Raw genomic sequence first — 18430 nt, 5'->3', positions numbered from 1 at the left:
CACCCGGAACGGCTGCGGGTTGATCAAGATGATCGTTGAACCTATCGGCCCACCGCACCCCGGCGAAAATCCGAGGGCGACATCCCTGCCAGCTTGCGGAAGGATTTGTTGAAGGCGCTGAGCGAGCCGAAGCCTGAATCCATGGCGACGCGCAGCACATTGGCGTCTTCATGCATCAGCAGCGCCTGCGCGTAGCTCAGCCGCAGCAGATTCATATATTCGTTGAGCGTCATGCCGGTCGATTTCTTGAAAATGCTCATGGCGTATTTGGGATGGATGTCGGCCGCCGCCGCGATGTCGACGCAGTCTATGTCGTAGAGGAAATTCTCGGCGATGAAGTCGCACATGCGACCGACATTGCGCAGCGATTGCTGGTCGAACGGGCCGCCGGGTTCCTGGCCGATGGCGGTTTCCGGCACCAGCCGGTAGGGCTCGAAGCGCACCCGCTCCAACCGCAGCAGCAGCTCGTTCACGGCGTGCTCGGTTATCGCCGCATCGCCCGAGCGGAAATAGCGGTTCCAGCGCTCGAAATTGTGATGGTCGGCCTGGTCGGTCGCCGATGTCACCAGCGTGGCGCCGGTCATCAGCCTGTGGCGGACATCCGTCGGCAGATGCAGGCGGAAGAAATGCACCAGCGGCAGATGCGCGCCGGCATAGATGGCGTCGTCGGAGAGATCGTCCATCTGGTGCGGCAGCCCGCCCCAGAACAGGCACATGTCGCCGGCCGACAGCGAGATCTCGTGCTCGTTCATGCGGTAATGCACGCTGCCGCGGACGATGAAATTGACCTCGACCTGGGCATGCCAGTGCGGCTTCAGCATCACCAGCGGATGGTTGTGAAACATCTGCAAAGCCATCGGCAGGCCTTCGACGCTGCTGGCGCCAGGCTGGTAAAACGGCCGTTCCGGCATCTTACTTTCCGCCCATCTTTTATTCCCGTTGTCAGGGACAAGCCTTCCGCGCCGCCTAGTCTAGCCATGCTCGCGAAGAGAGAGCAAATGAAATGGGAGGATTTCAATGCGCACGACACTGATCTGTGCCGCGCTGGCGCTTGGCCTGGGCTCAGGCCCGGCTTTGGCGCAGTCCGGCGAAATCACGATCTGGAGCTGGAATATCGCCGCTTCGTCGCTGAAGGCGACGGTGGCCGGCTTCAACAAGCAGTATCCCGACGTCAAGGTCACCGTTCAGGATCTCGGCAACCAGCCGACCTATGACAAGTCGATCGCCGGCTGTGCGGCCGGCGGCGTCGGCCTGCCCGATATCGTCTCGATCGAAAACGGCGAGGCCGAGAACTACTGGAGCCAGTTCCCCGATTGCTTCGTCGATTTGCACACGCTGGGCTACACCGCCGACGACCAGAAGAAATTCCCGGATTTCAAGCGCACCGAATTGGAGGTCGGCGACAAGGCCTATGCCATGCCGTGGGATTCCGGCCCAGTCGCCGCCTTCTACCGCCGCGACTTCTACGAGAAGGCCGGGGTCGATCCGGCCTCGATCAAGACCTGGGACGATTTCATCGCCGCCGGCAAGAAGGTCCAGGCCGCCAATCCCGGCGTCACCATGACCAATGCCGATTTCAACGGCGACACCGAATTCTTCCGCATGATTTCCAACGAACAGGGCTGCGGCTATTTCGCCGCCGATGGGCAGTCGATCACCGTCAACCAGCCGAAATGCGTCGACACGCTGGCCAAGATCAAGGACATGAAGGACGCCGGCATCATCTCGTCGGCCGACTGGGGCACCAAGATCACCAACAACACCGCCGGCACCGTCGCCACCCAGGTCTATGGCGGCTGGTATGAGGGCACCATCCGCACCGAATCCGCCGGCGAAAACGGCAAATGGGGTGTCTATCTGATGCCGAGCCTGACCGCCGACGGCCCGCGCGCCGCCAATCTCGGAGGCTCGTCGCTCGCCATCACCTCAGCCTCGAAGAACAAGGAGGCCGCCTACGCCTATCTGAAATACACACTGGGAACCAACGAAGGCCAGATCACCATGCTGAAGGATTTCGGCCTGGTGCCGTCGCTGATCTCGGCGCTCGACGATCCCTATGTCTCGCAAGGCCTGCCCTATTGGGGCGGCCAGGCGGTGTGGAAGGACATCCTCGCCACGCTGCCCAAGGTGGTGCCGAGCCGCGGCACGCCGTTCCAGAGCGATGCCGAAATCATCATGCGCGCGGTGCAGACCAAATATCTCGGCGGCGGGTATCCCGATGCCAAGGCCGCACTCGACGACGCCGCCAGCCAGATCGCCTCGGCGACCGGATTGCCGGTGAAGGAGTAAGCTCCACTTCCCCTTCTCCCCTTGTGGGAGAAGGTGGATCGGCGCGATAGCGCCGAGACGGATGAGGGGTGTTCCAGCGGAGTGAGGCGTTGGTGTTCCCTGGAACACCCCTCATCCGTCGCCTGCGGCGACACCTTCTCCCACAAGGGGAGAAGGGAAAACAAAAAGAAAGGAGGAACCATGCGCCACCAGAACGCCACCGCGTATCGTTTCCTCACGCCCTATTTGCTGATCTTCGCCATCTTCTGGGTGTGGCCGATCATTTCCTCGTTCATGATCTCCTTCCAGGCGACGCGCACCGTGCCGTGGCGCTTTGCGCCCACCTTCAACTGGGGCCGCCTCATCGGCGACCCCGCTTTCTTCAATGCGCTGAAGAACACGCTGCTCATCCTCGTCATCCAGGTGCCGGTGATGATCTCGCTGGCGATCGTCATGGCGGTGCTGCTGAACTCGCCGCTGCTGAAAGCACGTGGCCTCTACCGCTTCGCCTTCTTCGCTCCGGTGGTGGTCGGCGAGGTCGCCTATTCCGCCGTGTTCCGGCTGATGTTCAATCTCGATTTCGGCATCATCAACAAGCTGCTCGCCGGCGTCGGCCTGTCCAAGATCGACTGGTTCTCCAACGTCACACCGGCCATGGCGCTGATCATGATCGCGGTAACCTGGCGCTGGGCCGGCTACAACGCCATCATCCTGCTCGCCGGCCTGCAGTCGATCCCCGAGGATGTCTATGAAGCAGCGACGCTCGACCGCGTCAGCAAGCTCAAGCAGTTCTTCTACATAACGCTGCCGCTGCTCAAGCCGGTCATCGTGTTTTGCGCCGTGCTGTCGATCATCGGCACCATGCAGCTGTTCACCGAGCCGTTCCTGATCACCGAGCGCGGCGGCCCCGGCGGCGGCACCGAGACGCTTGGCCTGCTGCTCTACCGCCAGGGTTTTCGCTCGCTCAATTTCGGCTACGCCTCGGCCGTCGCCTACACCATGGCGGGGCTGGCAATCGCCATCACGCTGGTGCAACTGTGGCTGACACGAGAGCCCAAATGAGAGGGGAGGCGAAATGAGTTCGCTCTCGCAACGACGGCTCGGCCGCAGCGTCCTGCTGCATCTGGTCCTGACGCCGCTGGCGGTGATCTGGCTGTTTCCGCTGTGGATGATGGTGGTGTTTTCGACCATGCCCGACAACGGCATTTTCAGCCCCGGCATCGAGCTTCTGCCGCACGGCAATTTCGTCGACAATTTCAACAACCTGCAGCGCGACACCAATTTCGTCGGCGCTATCGGTATTTCGGTGGCGGTGGCGGTGACCTACACCTTCTTCTCGGTGCTGCTGACCTCGATGGCCGGCTGGGCGCTCGCCCGCTATCAGTTCTTCGGCAAGGGCGCGGTGGTGGCGATCATCCTCGGCACCATCACGCTGCCCTATGCGGTGGTGCTGATCCCGCAATTCATCATGGTGGCGCGCGACCTCCAGCTCGCCAACACCTGGATTGCGCTGATCGTGCCACCCTTGTTCAATTCGCTGGGCGTGCTGTTCATGCGCCAGGCTTTCTCGATGATGCCGGCCGACCTTTTCGACGCGGCACGTGTCGAGGGCGTCAAGGAATGGCGTATCTTCCTGTTCGTCGCTTTGCCGCTGGCGCGGCCGATGCTGGCGGCGCTCGCCATCATCCTGTTCCTCGCCTCGTGGAACAATTATCTCTGGCCGCTTTTGATCAACAGCCAGCCCGGCGCGATGACGGCCCCTGTGGCGCTCGGCACGCTGATCGGCCTGACCAAGGTCTCATGGGGCGGCATCATGGCCGGCGCCGTCATGCTGACCGTACCGATGCTGGTCGTCTTCGTGCTGCTGCAGCGCCATTTCATCGCCGGCATCGCCGCCGGTGCCGTCAAGTAGGGACAACAGCGATATGGCGGCAGTCACCCTCACCAATGTCGTAAAACGCTTCGGCGTCTATGAGATCATCCATGGCGCCAACATCGATATCGCCGATGGCGAGTTCGTCGTCTTTGTCGGCCCGTCGGGTTGTGGAAAATCGACGCTGCTCAGGATGATCGCCGGGCTGGAGGATATCAGCGGCGGCGAGATCGCCATTGGCGGCAAGGTGATGAACGATGTCGAGCCGGCCGAGCGCGGCATCGCCATGGTATTCCAGTCCTACGCGCTCTACCCGCACATGAGCGTGGAGCAGAATCTGAGCTTTGGTCTCAGGATGACCGGCAACCCCAAGGAGGACACCGAGCGGCGGGTGAAGCGGGCCTCCGAAATCCTGCGCATCACAGAGTTGATGGCGCGGCGGCCGAGGCAATTGTCCGGCGGCCAGCGCCAACGCGTCGCCATTGGCCGCGCCATCGTGCGCGAACCGCAAGTCTTCCTGTTCGACGAGCCGTTGAGCAATCTCGACGCCGAGCTGCGCGTCCAGATGCGGGTCGAGATCTCGCGCCTGCACAAGGAACTCGGCACAACGATGATCTATGTCACCCACGACCAGACCGAGGCGATGACGCTGGCCGACCGGATCGTCGTGCTGCGCGGTGGCCATGTCGAGCAGATCGGCAGGCCGCTCGATCTCTACGACAATCCCGACAACCAGTTCGTCGCCGGCTTTGTAGGCTCGCCGAAGATGAATTTCATCAAGGGCCGCGTCGTCGGGCGCAACATGAGCAGCGTCACCGTCGAGCTGGTGGGCGAGGAAATGACCCGCATTATGCAACCGTTGACCGGCGCCGTGCCGCAAACAGGAGCCAAGGTCATTGTCGGCGTGCGGCCCGAACATTTCGGCAATGGCGGCGAAGGCGACGCCGACCTCACCGTCGGCATCGACGTGGTCGAGCATCTCGGCGGCACCAGCTTCATCTATGCCAGGACCGCCCATGGCGAAGACCTGGTGATCCAGCGCGACGCGGCAAAGGTCCCCGACACCCAGGCGATCACCGTGTCCATCCGCAAATCCTATCTGTTCGATGAAAACGGCCAGCGGCTGCGCTGACCTTCCAGCTATGCAAGGAGAATGACCATGACTGCAACCGCGCCCATCCGCTGGGGGGTACTCGGGCCCGGCGACATCGCCAAAGCGTTCGCCCGCGGCGTGGCAGGCTCGCGCACCGGCACGATCGTGGCGCTCGGCGCCCGCAATCCCGGCAAGGCAGGCCTGGCCGAGACGTTTCCCGGCGCCCGCATCCTCGACGGTTACGACGCGCTGCTCGCTGACCCCGAGGTCGACGCCGTCTATATCGCCATCCCGCATCCCGGCCACGCCGAATGGGCAATCAAGGCGGCGGAAGCCGGCAAGCATGTGCTGTGCGAAAAGCCGCTGGCGCTGACCGCCTTCGAGGCCGACGCCATGATCCATGCTGCGCGCAAGGCCGGCACCTTCCTCGGCGAAGCGTTCATGTACCGGCTGCACCCGCAGACGGCGAAGCTGGTGGAACTCATCAAGTCGGGCGTCATCGGCGATGTCAGGCTGATGAAGTCGAGCTTCGGCTTCGCCATGCCGGGCTTCATGCCCGAGCACCGGCTCTACGCCAACGATCTCGCCGGCGGCGGCATCCTCGATGTCGGCGGCTATCCCGTCTCGATGGTGCGGCTGATTGCCGGGGCTGCGACTGGAAAACCCTTCGCCGAGCCGGACAAGGTTGTCGGCACCGCCCATCTCGGCAAGTCCGGCGTCGACGAATGGGCCTCGGCGCTGCTGCATTTCCCCGGTGGCGTCGTCGCCGAGGTGTCCTGCAGCATCTCGCTGAAACAGGACAATGTCCTGCGCATCCTCGGCACCAAGGGCCGCATCGAGGTGCCGGATTTCTGGTTCGCCGGCGGCGGCAACCGCGATGGCGGCCCTGGCCGGATCGATGTAATTCTCGCCGACGACACGCGCGATACCATCAGCGTCAACGAAACCCGCCATCTCTATTCCTTCGAGGTCGACGCCGCCGGCGAGGCGATCCTGGCCGGCAAACAGGAGTTCGCCTGGCCGGGCATGAGCTGGGCCGACAGCCTCAGCACGCTGCGCGTCCTCGACAGATGGCGCGCCGCCGTCGGGCTCGAATATGAGATCGAAAAGCCGGCTAAGCGAACCAACACCATTTCGGGCCGGCCGCTGCGCACCGGCGGCACGGCCATTGGCAAGCGCAAGATTCCGGGCCTGTCGAAGCCGGCCTCCGTGGTGGCGCTCGGCTTCGAGGATTTCCGCACCTTCTCGTCGGGCGCAATCCTGCTCGACGCCTTCTTCGAGACCGGCGGCAATCTGTTCGATACCGGCTATGTCTACGGCGCCGGCTACACCGAAACGCTGCTTGGCCAGTGGCTCAGGAATCGCGGCGTGCGCGAGCAGTCGGTGATCATCGCCAAGGGCGCCCACTCGCCGCTCTGCTATCCCGATGTCATCGGCAAGCAGCTCGCCCAGTCGTTGGACCGGCTGCAGACCGACCATGTCGACCTCTATTTCATGCACCGCGACAACCCGGATGTGCCGGTCGGCGAATTCGTCGATGCGATGGACGCCGAGGTCAAGGCCGGCCGCATCCGTGGCCCGTTCGGCGGCTCGAACTGGACGATGGCGCGCATGGACGAGGCGATTGCCTATGCCGAGCGCACCGGCAAGCAGAAGCCCGGCGTGCTCTCCAACAATTTCTCGCTGGCCGAGATGCTGGAACCGATCTGGGCCGGCTGCATCACCTCGTCCACCGACGACTGGAAATCCTGGTTGACGAAAAGGCAGATGCCCAACTTCGCCTGGTCGAGCCAGGGCCGCGGCTTCTTCACCGACCGCGCCGGCCGCGACAAGCAGGACAATGAGGAGCTGGTGCGGGTCTGGTATTCCGAGAAAAATTTCGGCCGCCGCGACCGCGCCATCGAGCTGGCGCAGCGCCTGGGCAAAAGTCCGATCCACATCGCGCTCGCCTATGTGCTGGCGCAGCCTTTTCCGTCGGTGCCGTTGATCGGCCCGCGCACGCTGGACGAGTTGGAGGACAGCTTGAAGGCGCTGGATATCAAGCTGTCGGCGGAGGATGTGGCGTGGCTGGATAGCGGGCCGGAAAGGCGGCGGGCTTAGCAGCTAATCTCCCCCCTTGAGGGGGAGATGTCGCCGAAGGCGACAGAGGGGGTCGCCTCGCGTGGAGCGCTAACCTCCTTCTGCAGCGGCAGGTAGGCCGAGCCCAGTCGAACTGACCCCCTCTGGCCTGCCGGCCATCTCCCCCGCACGGGGGAGATTAGCGGCTCATGCGTTCCACCTACCGATCGATCCGTGTCGACAAAATAATCGACGACGACGTCCGCTCGACCCCGTCCATCGCCCCGATCTCGTCCAGCAACGCATCCAGATCCCTGATCGACGGCGCGTCGACGATGACGATCATGTCGAAATTGCCGCTCACCGAGTGCAGCGTCCGTACCGGCGGCAGCGCCTGCAGCGCCCGCACCACCTTGTCGGCGAGCTTGGGCGTGACGGTGAGCAGCACATGCGCCCGCACCAGCCCCTGCTCGTAGTCCGGCGCCATCCGCACGCCATAGCCGGTGATGATGCCGCGCTGTTCCAGCCGCTCGATCCGGCTCTGCACCGTCGTGCGCGAAACGCCGAGCTGGCGCGCCAGCTCAGTGGTCGATGCGCGGGCATTGGCGCGCAGCAAGGAAAGCAGTTTTTGTTCGGCGTCAGTGAGCATTTCGACGAACTTTATCGGCGTATTGATCAATTGTGGGGTTCGTTTCGAACAGTTTCACGCTTCCTTTCGGCAGGCAAGCTGCGATTCTTGAAGGCATCGCGTCCACCGCGCGCGGTCTGGGCCAAAGAGTTTTCACGAGGGGCAAGGTCATGAAGAAAATCATCGTCGTCGGCGCCGGCAAGATCGGCTCGACCATTGCAGGCATGCTCGCCGACAGCGGCGACTACCACGTCACCGTTGTCGACCGCGCGGCGGCGCAGCTTGCCGCGGCCGAACTTCCCGCCGGCGTCGAGGGGCTGGAGCTCGATATCGCAGCGCCGGGCGCACTCGAGGCCGCCCTTGCCGGCGCCTTCGCCGTGCTGAGCGCCGCGCCCTTCCATTTGACCACACGCATCGCCGAAGCGGCCGCCGCAACCGGCGTCCACTATCTCGATTTGACCGAGGACGTCATCTCCACCCGCCGCGTCAAGGAACTGGCGCGTTCGGGCAAGAGCGCGTTCATTCCGCAATGCGGCCTTGCGCCGGGCTTCATCTCGATCGTCGCCAATGATCTCGCCAGCCGCTTCGACACGCTGGAAAGCGTTCGCATGCGCGTCGGCGCGCTGCCGCAATACCCGTCCAATGCGCTGAACTACAATCTGACATGGAGCACCGACGGCGTCATCAACGAATATTGCGAACCCTGCGAGGCGATCGTCGAGGGCGAGCTGATCGAGGTGCCGCCGCTGGAGGAGCGCGAAGAGTTCTCGCTCGACGGCGTCACCTATGAGGCCTTCAACACCTCCGGCGGTCTCGGCACGCTGGCCGAGACGCTGAAGGGCAAGGTGCGCACGCTGAACTACCGCACCATCCGCTATCCCGGCCACGCGGCGATCATGAAGGCGCTGCTCAACGATCTCGGCCTGCGCCACCGCCGCGACGTGCTGAAGGATATCTTCGAGAGCGCCCTGCCGGCAACGCTGCAGGATGTGGTCATCGTCTTCGTCACCGTCTCGGGCCGCCGCAATGGCCGCCTGCTGCAGGAAACCTACGCCAACAAGATCTATTCGCAGCGCATCGGCAACCAGGTGCGCAGCGCAATCCAGATCACCACCGCCTCCGGCATCTGCGCCGTGCTCGACATGCTGGCCGACGGCACCTTGCCGGCGACCGGCTTCGTCAAGCAGGAAAACATCGCGCTGGATGCGTTTCTCGCCAATCGTTTTGGGCGCGCTTATGCGCAGCACGAGATGGTAAGCCGGCTGGCAAGCTGAGCTACTTCACCCTCCCCCTTGTGGGGAGGGTCGGCTCGCGGTCGGAGCGAAGCGGAGATGGCGAGACGGGGTGGGGGTGAGCGCCGACAGTTGGCGAGGACCCCCACCCCGCTCCGCTACGCGGATCGACCCTCCCCACAAGGGGGAGGGTAAGCGCCCGCTACTTCCGCAGAGCCATCGGTCGTCCGAGCAGAAACCGGATGAAGTTGCCCGCGGTCCGCGGCGCAATGCGGGGCTGCGTCGCCTGTCGTGGCGCGCTTTGCCTTCGCGCTGGCACCTTGGGTTCGACAGCCGGTCGGCCCACCGTGAAGGAGGGCCCCGAGACCGGCTTGCCCCTCAACACGTTGGCGACGTTGTTGTCATGGATGACGATGCACCATTGCGCGCCCTTCGATGCCGCCACGACGGTGTTGAAGCGCGTCGCCATTTTTGCGTGGTGCTCGCTGTAGACGCCGCTCATCGCCGGCGATCTCCTTTCGACCAGCGTGCCGAACGCCGACGTGACATAGTAGTGGTGCGTGTAGCGTCCGCTTGCCGTGTCGAAATTCTGGCCGTCCGGAAAGGCAATGTAGAGCGGCTGCAGGTCCACCACACGCTTTTCGATCTCCCGGCGCGCGTAGTGCTCGACGCGCTCCATGAAGGTCGGCGCCAGCGCGTCGTCGCTGTCGAGCCGCGTGAGCGAAACATAGTCGGCATCGGTATCGGCCTGGACGAAGGCATTGAAGCGATCATTGTAATCCTCGCCCGCCTCGACAAGGATCGGCCTGACGTCGACACCGGCCACGCAGCTGCACACGGTGCGAATATAGTTCTCGTGCGTATCGGCATCGAACGCCAGAAGGACGGAAAAATCCTTCAGCGACTGGCCTTCGAGCGACGACGCGCAATAGGTGTCGAACAACGCCAGGCGCTCGACCAGCCAGACCGGGTCGAGATTGGCGCGGCCCTTTCCGTCCCACTGGCTTGGCTTGAAGCCAGCGGCGATGTTGTAGCGTATGGCGATGTATTTCTTCAGGCCGGTGTCCATGGACCGACACTTAGTACATTCCGCTGATCTGCGACAACCAACGGCTGAGCGGCCACCCTCCCCCTTGTGGGGAGGGTCGGCTCGCGGTCGGAGCGAAGCGGAGATGGCGAGACGGGGTGGGGGTGAGCGCTGACGGTCGGCGAGGACCCCCACCCCGCTCCGCTACGCGGATCGACCCTCCCCACAAGGGGGAGGGTAAGCGCACTTCAAATATGCAGCGCGTGGCCCAGCGCCTTCAGCGCCGCTTCCTGGAAGCCTTCGCCTTGCGTCGGATGCGCATGGATGGTCCCGGCGATATCCTCCAGCCGCGCGCCCATTTCCAGCGCCAGGCCGAACGCCGCCGCCAGTTCCGACACGCCTTGCCCGACCGCCTGGATGCCCAGCACCAGATGGTTGTCCGCGCGGGCGGCAACACGAACAAACCCGTCCTCGCCGAGTTTCGTCATCGCCCGGCCGTTGGCGGCGAAGGGGAACTGGCCGATCTTGATTTCGCCTGAAGCCTTCGCCTCCTCCGGCGTTAGCCCTGCCGTCACCAGCTCCGGATCGGTGAAGCAGACGGCCGGGATCGAGCGCTTGTCCCAGCTGCGCTTGTGGCCGGCGACGATCTCGGCCACCATTTCGCCTTGCGCCATCGCCCGGTGCGCCAGCATCGGCTCGCCGGTGACGTCGCCAATGGCATAGATGCCGCGCATCGAGGTGCGGCACTGGTCGTCGATCTTGATGAACTTGCCGGCCATGTCGAGATCGATCTGATCGAGGCCCCAGCCCTCCGTCACCGGCTTGCGGCCGACCGTGACCAGGATCTTGTCTGCCGCGATTTTGGTGCTCTTGCCGTCCGCGGTCTCGACCAGCAGCGCGTCGCCCTTGACCCCCTTGGCCTTGGCGCCAAGCATCACCTCGACGCCGAGCTGGGCCAGCCGTTTCACCACCGGCCGGGTCAGTTCCGCATCATACTGCGCCAGCACGCGCGGCAGCGCCTCGACCACGGTCACCGCGGCGCCCATTTTGGCGAACGCCATGCCGAGTTCCAGCCCGATATAGCCGCCGCCGACCACGGCGAGCTTTTTCGGCACCTCGCCGAGAGCCAGCGCTTCTGTGGATGAAATCACCGGGCCGCCGAACGGCAGGAACGGCAGTTCCACCGTCGCCGAGCCGGTGGCGATCACAACCGTTTCGGCGCGGATGATCTGGGTGCCGGTCTCGGTCTCGACCGCGACGGTCTTGCCGTCGCGGAACGTCGCCCAGCCATAGACGGTCTTGACCTTGGCCTTCTTCAGTAGCCCGGCAACGCCCCCGGTCAGCCGGCTAACAATGCCGTCCTTCCACGCAACCGTCTTGCCGAGATCGAGCACGGGCGCTGCTACCGAGATGCCGAGCGGACTGCTGCCGCCGGCCATATGCGCGACCTTCTCGAACTCTTCCGCCGCATGGATCATCGCCTTGGACGGGATGCAGCCGACATTGAGACAGGTGCCGCCCGGTTTGCCGGCTTCAACGATCACCGTATCGATGCCGAGCTGGCCGGCACGGATAGCGCAGACGTAGCCGCCGGGCCCGGCGCCGATGACCAGCAGCTTGCAGGAGATTTCTTTCATGGCATGACCCTTTGATGCGAGGGAATGTTCCGTCGCGATCCTTCGCGCCCCCCTCTGTCCTGCCGGACATCTCCCCCACGAGGAGGGAGATCAGCAGCTTCGTCGCTTCGCTCATTCCTGCAACGGTGAAGATTGGCGAAACCCTGCGTGACGTCCAATCTCCCCCCTTGTGGGGAGATGCCTGGTAAGGCAGAGGGGGGCGCTGTCCCGCCGTCATCTCGCTTGTTCCGCCCCTCAATCCACAAATATCAGCGCTGGCGTCTCAATCAGCGCCTTGATCCGCTGCACAAACACCGCCGCATCCCAGCCGTCGACCACCCGGTGATCGAAGCTCGATGACAGGTTCATCATCTTGCGCGGGATGAACTGGGTGCCGTCCCAGACCGGCCGCACCATCATCTTGTTGACGCCGACGATCGCCACCTCAGGATGATTGATGACCGGCGTCGTCGCCACGCCGCCCATGGCGCCGAGCGAGGTGATGGTGATGGTCGATCCCGACAGCTCGTCGCGGCTGGCCGTGCCGGACTTCGCCGCTTCGGCCAGGCGGTTGAGCTCGGCCGCGCAATCCCAGAGGTCGCGCGCCTCGGCGTGCTTGACCACCGGCACCACCAGGCCCGACGGCGTCTGCGCGGCAATGCCGATATGGACGCCGCCATGCTGATGGATGATGCCGGCCTCGTCGTCGAACAGCGCGTTGATGTTGGGCTGGTCGGCAATCGCCTTGACCATCGCCCGCATCAGGAACGGCAGCAGCGTCAGCTTCGGCCTCTCCACACCCTTGCGCTTTTCCTTGTTGAGCGCCGCGCGCAACTCCTCAAGTGCTGTGACGTCGATCTCCTCGACATAGGTGATGTGCGGGATGCGTGACTTCGCCAGCGACATTTTTTCGGCGATCTTGCGCCGCAGTCCGATGACCTTGATATCCTCGACGCTGTCATTACGCGCCAGACCCGACGCCTTCGCTACCTGCGGTCCGCGTGCCAGGAATGCCTCGATATCTTCGTGGCTGATGCGGCCGGCAGGGCCGGTACCCGACACCTGGCGCAGATCGATCCCCGCCTCCTTCGCCCTGAGCCGGATGGCGGGCGACGCCAGGGGCTTTTCGCCCTCCGGGCGCGGCGCGCCGGAGGGTGCCGCACCTTTAGATGTCGGCGCAGCACCCCACCCCTGGCCCCTCCCCACAAGGGGAGGGGGATTCAGTCTCAGCTGCCCGTGGGCTTTTGGCTGCTGGTGCAGGTGCTGGCGACTTGGCGTAGGATTTCGTGGCCGAAACGCCTCCCTCTTGTGGGGGTCCGGAGGACGGGCGAGACCCGTGGCTCGCCCCGGCAGGGGTGGGGGTCGGTGCCGCCGTGACCTCTGACGATTTCGAGCCTTCCGCGACATTGCCCTCCCCGCCACCTTCAGCCGCACGATGGGCGAGCCGATCGCCACCGTGTCGCCGATCTCGGCGCCCAGCCACAGGATCTCGCCATCGACCGGCGAAGGTATTTCCACCGTCGCCTTGTCGGTCATGACGGCGGCAAGCACCGAGTCCTCGCGCACGAGGTCGCCGACCTTGACGTGCCACTCCACAAGTTCGGCCTCGGCGACGCCTTCACCGACATCCGGCAGCTTGATGATGTGTTCGCCCATCCCTAGGCTCCCATGGTTTCGAGAAGCGCGCGGCCGACACGGGCCGGCCCCGGGAAATAATCCCATTCCTGCGCATGCGGGTAAGGCGTGTCCCAACCGGTGACGCGCGCCACCGGCGCTTCCAGATGGTAGAAACAATTTTCCTGCACCAGCGCCGACAGCTCGGCGCCGAAGCCGGAGGTCAGTGTCGCCTCGTGCACGACGACGCAGCGTCCGGTCTTCTTCACCGAAGCGACTATCGCGTCGAGATCGAGCGGCAGCAGGGTCCGCAAATCGATGATCTCGGCATCGATGCCGGTTTCTTCCACAGCCGCCTGCGCGACATAGACCATGGTGCCGTAGGCGAGCACGGTGACGGCCGAGCCCGCCCGGCGGATCGCCGCCTTGCCGAGCGGCACCGTGTAATGGCCGTCGGCGACCTCGCCCAGTTCATGCTTCGACCATGGCGTCACCGGTCGGTCGTGATGGCCATCGAACGGTCCGTTATAGAGCCGCTTCGGCTCCAGAAAAATCACCGGATCGGGATCCTCGATCGCCGCGATCAGCAGTCCTTGGCGTCGTGCGGATTGGACGGCACCACCGTCTTTAGTCCCGACACATGGGTGAACAGCGCTTCCGGGCTCTGGCTGTGCGTCTGGCCGCCAAAGATGCCGCCGCCGGTCGGCATGCGGACAACGATCGGGCAGGTGAAATCGCCGTTCGAGCGGTAGCGCAGGCGTGCTGCTTCCTGCGTCAGCTGGTCGTAAGCCGGGTACATGTAGTCGGCAAACTGAATTTCCACGCATGGCTTCAGCCCATAGGCGGCCATGCCGATGGCGGAGCCGACAATGCCGGATTCGTTGATCGGCGCATCGAAGCAGCGGCTCTTGCCGTACTTCGCTTGCAGGCCTGCCGTGCAGCGGAAGACACCCCCGAAGAAGCCGACATCCTCGCCATAGACGATGACGCGTTCGTCGCGCGCCATCGACACGTCCATGGCGTCGCGGATCGCCTCGATCATGGTCCGTCTCGGCATGGTCAGACTCCCGCCTGCTGGCGCTGGCGCCTGAGATGCGGCGGCATCTCGGCAAACACGCCCTCGAACATCTCGCGCGTCGACGGCTTGCCGCCGGCATGCAGCGTGCCGTGGCCTTCAGCTTCCTTCTGCGCCGCGATCACCGTCTCGAGGATTTCCGCTTCGGCCTGGGCGTGACGCTCGTCCGACCAGACGCCGCGTTGGATCAGATGGTTCTTCAGCCGCATCACCGGATCGCCGAGCGGCCAGGCGTCGGATTCCGTCTTCGGCCGATAGGCCGACGGATCGTCCGAGCTCGAATGCGCGCCGGCACGGTAGGTGACATATTCGATCAGCGTCGGCCCGAGATTCTGCCGCGCCCGTTCCGCCGCCCATTTGGCCACGGCATGCACGGCGAGATAATCATTGCCGTCGACGCGCAGCGCCGGAATGCCGAAGCCGAGGCCGCGCGCGGCAAAGGTGCCGGAGCCGCCACGCGCAATGCCTTGAAACGTCGAGATCGCCCACTGGTTGTTGACGACGTTGAGGATGACCGGCGCCTTGTACGTCGAGGCGAACACCAGTGCGGAATGGAAATCGGATTCGGCCGTCGAGCCGTCGCCGATCCACGCCGCCGCGATTTTCGAATCGTTGCTGATAGCGGAAGCCATCGCCCAGCCGACCGCCTGGATGTATTGCGTCGCCAGATTGCCGGAGATCGAGAAGAAGCCATGCTCCTTCGACGAATACATGATCGGCAGCTGCCGCCCTTTGAGCGGATCGGCCTCGTTGGAATAGATCTGGTTCATCATCGTGACCATCGGATAGCCGTCGGCGATGAGCAGGCCGGCTTGCCGATAGGTCGGGAAATTCATGTCGCCTGGCGCCAGCGCCTTGCGGAAAGCGCAGCTCACCGCCTCTTCGCCCAGATGCTGCATGTAGAACGAGGTCTTGCCCTGGCGCTGCGCCATCTGCATGCGCGCATCGAAGCTGCGCAGCGTCATCATGTGGCGCAACCCCTCGAGCAGCTCCTCGTCGGTGAGCAGCCCGGCCCACGGCCCGACCGCCTCACCGGTGCGGTTGAGCACGCGGATGATCGAAAACGCCATGTCGCGGATGGTGCGCGGATCGACATCGATGTCCGGTCGCGGCACCGAGCCCGCCTTGGGGATAGGCACGTTGGAGAAGTCGGGCGTTCCGCCCGGCCGCACTTCCGGCTCCGGCACATGAAACCGCAACATCCCAGCATCGGTCATGACCATGGTCCTCCCATTTGCTGCGGTGATATTTGCACATCCGCGCGCCCGGCACAGCGCCAATTCATGGGGCGCCGCAACCCATCCGGCGTCACGGCCGGCAGGCGACCGCAAGATGCAGATATGTCGGCGAAATTTCTTGTCGATGTTGGGGAGCGGCGCGCAATTAGGCGCAAAGTTTTGCAGGATTTCCGGCAGATAGTCACTTCACGGCCTCCGGGAGAGATGAAGGCACCAAGGTCGGCGAACTCGCGCTTTCCTCTCCCCCGTCGATCGAGGGAGAGGTGTCGAGCGAATCTCGACGGAGTGGGGGTCGACCCTTGGGCGCTAGGCAATGCTTGAGTGCCCTTCCTTTGTTCGTTCGCGGCGATTGCCAGGTGGTTCCCCCACTCCGTCTCGGCTTCGCCGAGCCACCTCTCCCCTCCGGAGGCGAGGAAGGGCGCCAAGGTCTCGAACTCTCTGGAGAACGTTCACTCAGCGACCGCATCATGCTAACCACCCAGCATGGCGCAGAAAAAAGGATATGAGGTCGATTCGTGGCTGGCGAAGCCTGACGCGCGCATATCGATCGTCCTGCTTTACGGACCCGACCGCGGCCTCGTCGCCGAGCGGGCCAAAGCCTTTGCCGCGAAAACCGGCCTGCCGCTCGACGACCCCTTCTCGGTGGTCCGGCTCGACGGCGCGGAGGTCGATCGCGACCAGGGCCGGCTGCTCGATGAAGCCCGCACCGTGCCGATGTTCTCCGACCGGCGGCTTCTATGGGTGCGCAACGCCAGCGGTCAGAAGGCGCTGGCCGACGACGTCAAGGCACTGACGGCCGAGCCCGCGCGCGACGCCATCATTCTCATCGAGGCCGGCGACCTGAAAAAGGGCATCGGACTGCGCGCCGTGGTCGAGGCGGCCGACAACGCCATGGCGCTGCCTTGCTATGCCGATGAAGCCCGCGACATCGACAGCGTCATCGACGACGAGCTGCGCAAGGCCGGCATGTCGATGGCGCTCGATGCGCGCCAGGCGCTGCGCCGCAATCTCGGCGGCGACCGGCTGGCCTCGCGCGGTGAAATCGAAAAGCTGGTGCTTTACGCCCACGGCCAGAAGGACATTGGCCTCGATGACGTCAGGGCGATGTCCGGCGACGTTTCCGGCGCCTCCTTCGACGACGCGGTCGATGCTGTGCTGGAGGGCAGGATCGGTGACTTCGACACCGCCTTCACCCGCCACTGCCTGTCCGGCGGCCATCCTTTCCTGGTGCTGTCCTCGGCGATGCGGCAGCTGCAGCAGCTTCAGGTCATGCGCGGCCAGATGGACACCGCCGGCCGCAACGCCGCCTCGGCCATGGCCGCCGCCCGTCCGCCGGTGTTTTTCTCGCGGCGCAAGCTGGTGGAGAAGGCGCTGGAGCGCTGGAACGTCGAGGCGCTCAGCCGCGCGCTGAACCGGCTGCAATCGGCCGTGCTGCAGACCAGGCGCAGGCCGGATTTGTCGGAAGCGCTGGCACGGCAGGCGCTGCTCGGCATTGCGGTGGAGAGCGCGAGGCTGGCGCAGCGGTGATCTCCCCCCTTGAGGGGGAGATGTCGCCAAAGGCGACAGAGGGGGTCGCCGCGCGTGGAGCGCTGGCGCTTTCGCAACGACAAACGAGGTCGGCGCTTGATGCGAGACGACCCCTTCTGGCCTGCCGGCCATCTCCCCCTCAAGGGGGGAGATCAGCAGTTCGATCCCTTCGGCAATCGCCAATAAAAAGAAGGGCCGGCAACCGCCAAGCCCTTTCTTCATCCTAAGCCAGAACTTCATTCGCCGGCTAAATATGGCGCAACCCCAACCCTCTACCGCTCATCCTTCAACCGCCGGCATAGCTCGTCGAGCTGCTCCAGACTGCGGTAGTCCACGCGGATCGCGCCGCCTTTGCCCTTGTGCTCGATGGTCACGATCATGCCGATCGTGTTGGTCATCAGCCTTTCCAGCGCCAGCGTGTCGGCATCCTTGCCCGATGCGCCGTGTGCTGGTTTTGCCTTGGGCGGCGTGCCGCCCGCCGGCATCTGCGCCAGCGCCTCAGCCTGGCGCACCGAAAGCCCTTCTTCGACGATCTGCTTGGCTAGCCCGGCGGGATCCTGCGCCGTCACCAGCGTCCGGGCATGGCCGGCCGACAGCACGCCGTCGACCAGCATGTCGCGGATCACGTCGGGCAGCTTCAACAGCCTGAGCGTGTTGGCGACGTGGCTGCGGCTCTTGCCGATGACATTGCCGAGATCGGCCTGGGTGTAGCCGTGATCGTCGATCAACTGCTGGTAGCCGAGCGCCTCCTCGACCGGATTGAGGTCGGTGCGCTGGACGTTCTCGATGATCGCCAGTTCGAGCGCCGTGCGGTCGTTGACGTCGCGCACGATGATCGGGATCTCGGTCAGCCCGGCGCGCTGCGCCGCCCGCCAGCGGCGCTCGCCGGCGATGATCTCGTAGCGCCCGGCCTGCGTCGGCGAAGGCCGCGCCACTACCGGCTGCACGACGCCATGTTCGCGGATCGATTGCGCGAGATCCGTCAGATCGGCGTCGCCGAAATGCCGGCGCGGGTTTTTCGGGTTCGGGCTCAGAAACTCGATCGGCACCTTGCCGTCGGCATTCAGGCCTGGCTTTTCGGCCGCTGCCACCGGGCGGTCGATCTCCCCGATCAGCGCCGCCAGTCCACGCCCCAGTCTCTTTCTCGAAAGGTCTTCGCTCATCTCAATTCCAGATTCTTG

Annotated in this window: 14 protein-coding genes and 1 pseudogene; 7 read left to right on the top strand and 8 right to left on the bottom strand. The window is 64.5% G+C overall.

Going from position 1 to position 18430, the window contains the following annotated elements:
* Positions 1–41: 41 nt before the first annotated feature.
* The gene (locus tag NKL06_RS17040; RefSeq protein ID WP_023672161.1) at positions 42–911 is read right to left on the bottom strand and encodes a helix-turn-helix domain-containing protein; all 870 of its coding nucleotides are present in this window, start codon (positions 909–911) and stop codon (positions 42–44) included.
* 106 nt (positions 912–1017) lie between these two features.
* On the opposite strand from NKL06_RS17040, the gene NKL06_RS17035 reads away from it, so the two are divergent.
* From NKL06_RS17035 to NKL06_RS17015, 5 genes are all read left to right on the top strand, one after another.
* Entirely contained in the window at positions 1018–2289 is a 1272-nt protein-coding gene (locus tag NKL06_RS17035) for an ABC transporter substrate-binding protein (RefSeq protein ID WP_023692905.1), read from the top strand.
* Between the two features lie 180 nt (positions 2290–2469).
* Complete coding sequence (locus tag NKL06_RS17030; RefSeq protein WP_023692906.1) at positions 2470–3330, top strand: carbohydrate ABC transporter permease; 861 nt, start codon at positions 2470–2472, stop codon at positions 3328–3330.
* Positions 3331–3343: 13 nt separating this feature from the next.
* Positions 3344–4180, top strand: coding sequence for a carbohydrate ABC transporter permease (locus tag NKL06_RS17025; RefSeq protein ID WP_023692907.1), 837 nt, complete (start codon positions 3344–3346; stop codon positions 4178–4180).
* 13 nt (positions 4181–4193) lie between these two features.
* Entirely contained in the window at positions 4194–5273 is a 1080-nt protein-coding gene (locus NKL06_RS17020) for an ABC transporter ATP-binding protein (protein ID WP_023685054.1), read from the top strand.
* A 27-nt stretch (positions 5274–5300) separates the two neighbouring features.
* Complete coding sequence (locus NKL06_RS17015; RefSeq protein WP_023685053.1) at positions 5301–7334, top strand: aldo/keto reductase; 2034 nt, start codon at positions 5301–5303, stop codon at positions 7332–7334.
* Positions 7335–7512: 178 nt separating this feature from the next.
* Here the strand turns inward: NKL06_RS17015 and NKL06_RS17010 are convergent, their stop codons facing one another.
* Positions 7513–7941, bottom strand: a complete 429-nt coding sequence (locus NKL06_RS17010; RefSeq protein ID WP_023685052.1) for an Lrp/AsnC family transcriptional regulator — start codon at positions 7939–7941, stop codon at positions 7513–7515.
* A gap of 149 nt (positions 7942–8090) precedes the next feature.
* On the opposite strand from NKL06_RS17010, the gene NKL06_RS17005 reads away from it, so the two are divergent.
* Positions 8091–9194 carry a saccharopine dehydrogenase family protein gene (locus NKL06_RS17005; RefSeq protein ID WP_023685051.1) on the top strand — a complete coding sequence of 368 codons (1104 nt, stop codon included), beginning with the start codon at positions 8091–8093 and terminating at the stop codon, positions 9192–9194.
* 160 nt (positions 9195–9354) lie between these two features.
* On the opposite strand, the gene NKL06_RS17000 is transcribed toward NKL06_RS17005, so the two are convergent.
* From NKL06_RS17000 to NKL06_RS16980, 5 genes and pseudogenes are all read right to left on the bottom strand, one after another.
* Positions 9355–10221: a glycosyltransferase gene (locus NKL06_RS17000; RefSeq protein ID WP_023692908.1), complete on the bottom strand. Its 867-nt coding sequence runs from the start codon at positions 10219–10221 to the stop codon at positions 9355–9357.
* Positions 10222–10427: 206 nt separating this feature from the next.
* Complete coding sequence (lpdA, locus tag NKL06_RS16995; protein WP_023692909.1) at positions 10428–11816, bottom strand: dihydrolipoyl dehydrogenase; 1389 nt, start codon at positions 11814–11816, stop codon at positions 10428–10430.
* A 234-nt stretch (positions 11817–12050) separates the two neighbouring features.
* Positions 12051–13451, bottom strand: a complete 1401-nt coding sequence (locus NKL06_RS16990; protein ID WP_352580630.1) for a dihydrolipoamide acetyltransferase family protein — start codon at positions 13449–13451, stop codon at positions 12051–12053.
* A 2-nt stretch (positions 13452–13453) separates the two neighbouring features.
* Positions 13454–14466, bottom strand: a pseudogene (locus NKL06_RS16985) (alpha-ketoacid dehydrogenase subunit beta).
* Between the two features lie 2 nt (positions 14467–14468).
* Entirely contained in the window at positions 14469–15701 is a 1233-nt protein-coding gene (locus NKL06_RS16980) for a 3-methyl-2-oxobutanoate dehydrogenase (2-methylpropanoyl-transferring) subunit alpha (protein WP_023687602.1), read from the bottom strand.
* A 504-nt stretch (positions 15702–16205) separates the two neighbouring features.
* Here NKL06_RS16980 and holA point away from each other — a divergent pair.
* Positions 16206–17249, top strand: coding sequence for a DNA polymerase III subunit delta (holA, locus tag NKL06_RS16975; protein WP_023692911.1), 1044 nt, complete (start codon positions 16206–16208; stop codon positions 17247–17249).
* Between the two features lie 272 nt (positions 17250–17521).
* Here holA and NKL06_RS16970 read toward each other — a convergent pair whose 3' ends face one another.
* Positions 17522–18412 carry a ParB/RepB/Spo0J family partition protein gene (locus tag NKL06_RS16970; RefSeq protein WP_023692912.1) on the bottom strand — a complete coding sequence of 297 codons (891 nt, stop codon included), beginning with the start codon at positions 18410–18412 and terminating at the stop codon, positions 17522–17524.
* Between the last annotated feature and the right edge of the window lie 18 nt (positions 18413–18430).

The sequence above is a fragment of the Mesorhizobium sp. C268A genome (genome assembly GCF_040324475.1).
Taxonomy (GTDB): Bacteria; Pseudomonadota; Alphaproteobacteria; order Rhizobiales; family Rhizobiaceae; genus Mesorhizobium.
The sequence above is the reverse complement of the archived record's forward strand: the minus strand, read 5'-3'. Positions and strand labels throughout refer to the sequence as shown.